The sequence below is a fragment of the Falsiroseomonas oryziterrae genome (genome assembly GCF_021864505.1).
In the GTDB taxonomy this organism is placed as follows: Bacteria; Pseudomonadota; Alphaproteobacteria; order Acetobacterales; family Acetobacteraceae; genus Falsiroseomonas; species Falsiroseomonas oryziterrae.
In genome coordinates, this window is sequence record NZ_JAKJIB010000330.1 from 1 (window position 1) to 4,533 (window position 4,533).

5 protein-coding genes are annotated in these 4,533 nt (G+C 73.2%); 2 read left to right on the plus strand and 3 right to left on the minus strand.

Going from position 1 to position 4,533, the window contains the following annotated elements; genetic code table 11:
• On the minus strand, window positions 1-886 hold an 886-nt coding region (gene xseA / locus L2I40_RS19400), incomplete at its 3' end, for an exodeoxyribonuclease VII large subunit (protein WP_237216831.1).
• 62 nt (window positions 887-948) lie between these two features.
• Between xseA and purD the strand changes: the two genes are divergently transcribed.
• The gene (gene purD, locus L2I40_RS19405; protein WP_237216832.1) at window positions 949-2,259 is read left to right on the plus strand and encodes a phosphoribosylamine--glycine ligase; all 1,311 of its coding nucleotides are present in this window, start codon (window positions 949-951) and stop codon (window positions 2,257-2,259) included.
• Here purD and L2I40_RS19410 read toward each other — a convergent pair.
• Window positions 2,213-2,476, minus strand: a complete 264-nt coding sequence (locus L2I40_RS19410) for a hypothetical protein (protein ID WP_237216833.1) — start codon at window positions 2,474-2,476, stop codon at window positions 2,213-2,215. The two genes, purD and L2I40_RS19410, sit on opposite strands and share 47 nt — an antisense overlap.
• 24 nt (window positions 2,477-2,500) lie before the next feature.
• Between L2I40_RS19410 and L2I40_RS19415 the strand changes: the two genes are divergently transcribed.
• Window positions 2,501-3,853, plus strand: coding sequence for a glycosyltransferase family 4 protein (locus L2I40_RS19415; protein WP_237216834.1), 1,353 nt, complete (start codon window positions 2,501-2,503; stop codon window positions 3,851-3,853).
• A 104-nt stretch (window positions 3,854-3,957) separates the two neighbouring features.
• Here the strand turns inward: L2I40_RS19415 and rsmD are convergent, their stop codons facing one another.
• Complete coding sequence (rsmD, locus tag L2I40_RS19420) at window positions 3,958-4,512, minus strand: 16S rRNA (guanine(966)-N(2))-methyltransferase RsmD (RefSeq protein ID WP_237216835.1); 555 nt, start codon at window positions 4,510-4,512, stop codon at window positions 3,958-3,960.
• Between the last annotated feature and the right edge of the window lie 21 nt (window positions 4,513-4,533).

Below are 4,533 nucleotides of genomic sequence, written 5' to 3' on the forward strand. Positions count from 1 at the left end.
CGCGCAGCCGCGCGCCGGTCTGGTCGAGCGCGGCGAGCAGCTCGGTGCGCGCCGGCACGGCAAGCTCGGCGGCGGCGGTCGGCGTCGGGGCGCGGCGGTCGGATGCGAAGTCGATCAACGTCGTGTCGGTCTCGTGGCCGACCGCGCTGATCAGCGGGATCGGGCAGGCGGCGGCGGCGCGCACCACCACCTCCTCGTTGAAGGCCATCAGATCCTCGAGGCTGCCGCCGCCGCGGGCGACGATCAGCACGTCGGGACGGGGGATCGGGCCGTCGGGTTGGAGCGCGCCGAAGCCGTCGATGGCGGCGGCGATGCGCTCCGCGGCGCCGGTGCCCTGCACGGGCACGGGCCAGAGGAGGATGCGGCGCGGGAAGCGGCGCGCGATGGTGGTGCGGATGTCCTGGATCACCGCGCCCGCCTCGCTCGTCACCACGCCGACCACGCGCGGCAGCAGCGGCAGCCTCTTGCGGCGGGCCTCGTCGAACAGCCCGTCGGCAGCGAGCTTCGCCTTCAGCTTCTCGATGCGGGCGAGCAGCGCGCCCTCGCCGGCATATTCCAGCCGGTCGATGACGAGCTGGTACTTGGAGCGGTCGGCATAGGTGGTGAGCTTACCGGTGGCGATGACCTCGACGCCGTTCTCCGGCTGCACGGCGAGTCGCGGGACGGCGGTGCGCCAGACGACCGATTCGAGCTTCGCGTTCTCGTCCTTCAGCGAGAGGTAGATGTGCCCGGACGGGTAGCGCTTGCACTCGGTGATCTCGCCGCGCACGCGCACGCGGCCGAAGGCGCCTTCCAGCGTGCGGCGGACGGCTCCCGAGATCTCGGAGACGCTGAATTCCGGCACGTTCGACGATGTGGGGGAGCCCGGCGGGGACGTGGTGTCCATGGCCGGACCCTATGCTAGGACGGCGCGGCGCGGAACAGGCGCGATCGTTGCGGGGGCGCGGAATGCGGGTGCTGGTGGTGGGCGGCGGGGGGCGCGAGCACGCGCTGTGCTGGGCGCTCGCCGCCTCCCCGTTGCTGACGAAGCTCTGGTGCGTGCCGGGCAATCCTGGCATCGCCGAGCTGGCGGAATGTACGCCCATCGGTGCGACCGATATCGCCGCGCTGGTCGGCTTCGCGACCGACAACAAGGTGGACCTGGTCGTGGCGGGGCCCGAGGCGCCGCTGACCCTCGGCCTGGCGGATGCCTGCGCCGCCGCCGGGATCCGCTGCTTCGGGCCGAGTGCCGCCGCCGCGTGCCTTGAGGGCAGCAAGGCCTTCTGCAAGGAGGTGGCCGACGCGGCCGGCGTGCCGACCGCCGCCTGGCGGCGCTTCGAGGATCCGGCGGCCGCGCGGGCCTATGTGCGCGAGCGCGGCGCGCCGATCGTGGTGAAGGCGGACGGTCTCGCGGCCGGAAAGGGCGTCGTCGTCGCGCAAACGCTGGCCGAGGCCGAGGCCGCCATCGCCGACATCATGGAAACCCGCGTGCATGGCGAGGCCGGCGCCTCCGTCGTCATCGAGGAATGCCTGGTGGGGGAGGAAGTGTCCTTCTTCGCCCTCTGCGACGGCGCGGCGGCGCTGCCGCTGCAGGCGGCGCAGGACCACAAGCGCGTGGGCGTGGGCGATACCGGCCCTAACACCGGCGGCATGGGCGCCTATTCGCCCCCGCCCGCCTTCACCGATGCGCTGCGCGACGAGGTGATGGCGCGGATCATCCGGCCGACGCTGGACGAGATGGCGCGGCGGGGGACGCCGTTCCGCGGCGTACTCTTCGCCGGTCTGATGCTGACGGGTGACGGCCCGAAGCTGATCGAGTTCAATGTCCGCTTCGGCGACCCCGAATGCCAGGCGCTGATGCTGCGGTTGCGCTCCGACCTGCTGCCGGCGCTTCTGGCCGCCTGCGACGGCGAGCTGGCGCGGTTCGACCTGCGCTGGGAGACGGACCACAGCCTCGTCGTGGTCATGGCGGCCGAGGGCTATCCGGGCACGCCGCGCAGGGGCAGCGAAATCCGCGGGCTAGAGGCGGCGGCGCAGCTGCCGCGGGTGCAGGTGTTCCACGCCGGCACGGCGCGGCGCGAGGACGGCGCGCTGGTGGCCGATGGCGGCCGCGTGCTTGCCGTCGGCGCGACCGGGCCGACACTGCAGGCGGCGCGTGATGCGGCCTATGCCGCAGTAGGGAGGATCGATTGGCCGGGCGGCTTCTGTCGGAGCGATATCGGTTACCGCGCGCTCAGCGGAGCAGCACCCAGCCCAGCAGCGCCAGCGGCGCCACGATGACCAGGGCGGCGGCGACGCGCAGCGTCAGCATGGCGAGGCGGACGAGCAGCATCGCGGCGCCCGCGCGTGCCGCATCCGCGGCGTCCGTCCCGGCCTCGGCGGCAAGCCGCGTGGCATCCCGCTCTCCCATGCGCGTGAGCATGGCGGGCGGGCCGACGCAGCGCCAGGGGATTTTCGCGCGCTGGTTGCGCTCGCCCGCAACCGCCGCGAGCAGCATCAGGCAGCCGTGCGGCGCCGGCCGATGAAGCCGCTGATCGCAATCGACGGCTACAACCTCGCCCTCGAGCAGGGAACGGGCGTCGCGACCTATGCGCGCGGCCTGTCGCGGCGACTGCAGGCGCTCGGCGCGGAGGTCGGGGTGCTGTACGGGCACCGCTCCTCCTCCGGGCGCGACGGGCTGCTGCGGGAGGTGACCTTCTTCGACCCGCGCGGCGACCTGCCGGGCTGGCGCCGGCCGCTGGACGACTTTCTGCGCATGATCCGGCTGCGGCGCGGCGTGGATGCGGTGGAGGTGCCGATCGGAAGCGTGGAGACGGCGGGGCTGGAAGCGCGGCTGCCCGCCTTCGACCGCATCTGGAACGTGCCGAGCCTGTACCGCGCCGCGGTCCTCGGCTTCGGCGCCAGCGGCCGCTTCGGCACCGTGCGCCTGCCAGGCGCGCCGGCGGTGATGCACTGGACCTATCCGGTGCCGCTGCAGGTGCCGGGTGTGGCGAACATCTACACCATCCACGACCTGGTGCCGCTGCGCCTGCCCTTCACCACGCTCGACAACAAGAAGCGCTATCTCGGCACGGTGCGCGGCATCGCGGAACGCGCCGCGCACATCGTGACGGTCAGCGAGGCGTCGAAGCGCGACATCATGTCGCTGCTCGGCGTGCCGGAGGAGCGGGTGACCAACGCCGGACAGGCGGTGGAACTGCCGGATCGCGCGACGCTGAAGCCGGACGCGCTGGTGCGCGGCGAACTGGAAGGCTTCTTCGGCCTGGAATGGGGTCGCTACTTCCTGTTCTTCGGCGCGATCGAGCCGAAGAAGAATGTCGGGCGCCTGATCGAGGCCTATCTCGCCTCCGGCTCCGAGCATCCGCTGGTGATCTGCGGCAAGCAGGCCTGGAACGCGCACCAGGAACTCGGACTGCTCTACGAGGACGACCGGCGCGACTTCGTCCCCCGCGGTCCGATCGAGGGCGTGCAGGGCATGACGCGGCGACTGCGCGACAAGGTGGTGCTGATCAACTACGTGCCCGGGCGGCTGCTGACCGGCCTGATCCGCGGCGCGCGGGCGATGCTGTTCCCCTCGCTCTACGAAGGTTTCGGCCTACCGGTGATCGAGGCGATGCATCTCGGCACGCCGGTGATGACGTCGAACAGCTCCTCGCTGCCGGAGGTCGCGGGCGATGCGGCGCTGCTGGTGGACCCGTACGACACGCGAGCGATGGCGGAGGCGATCCAGGCGCTCGACCGTGACGAGGCGCTGCGCGCGCGGCTGGCGGCACTCGGCCCGCCGCAGGCGGCGAGCTTCAGCACAGAACGCTACGCGCTGCGGCTGCGCGATCTCTACGCGCGGCTCGGCATCGCGCTGGACGGCCCGGGGTAGCTTCGACGCTGTTGCGGCGGCGCTCCGCCGCCATGGAGACCGGCTCCGGTCGTGGCGCGGGACCCAGGCCAAGGACCTCGGCGCAATGCCTGCCGGGCCGATCGTCAGGGTGCGCGCAGGATGACGATGCGCGCCGCGCCGTGCGCGCGCTCGGCCAGGGGCGCGTAGCCGGGCAGGTCGAGTGGCTCGGCCTTGCCCAGCTCGGCCACCACCAGCGCGCCGGGCGCGATCCAGCCCGCGGTGCCGAGCGCCGCCACCGCGCGCGGCACCAGCTCCTTACCGTAGGGCGGGTCGAGGAAGAGCAGCGTGCAGGGCGCGGGCGCGCGTGGCGGCCGCGTAGCATCGCCGGCGATCACGCTCGTCGCCTCCGCCTCGCGCAGGCTCGCGACATTGGCCCGCAGGGCGGCCAGCGCGGCACGGTCCTGCTCGATGAAGGTCGCGTGGGCCGCGCCGCGCGACAGCGCCTCGAGCCCCAGCGCGCCGGTGCCCGCGAAGGCATCCAGTACGCGCGCGCCATCCATGGTGTCGCGCCCCGCCCAGGGGGCGTGCCAGAGCATGTCGAACAGCGCCTGGCGGACGCGGTCTGCGGTGGGCCGCGTGCCCTGCCCCGGCGGCGCGGCGAGGCTACGGCCGCGGTGACGGCCGGCGACGATTCGCACGCGGCCTCCGCGGTTCGGCGT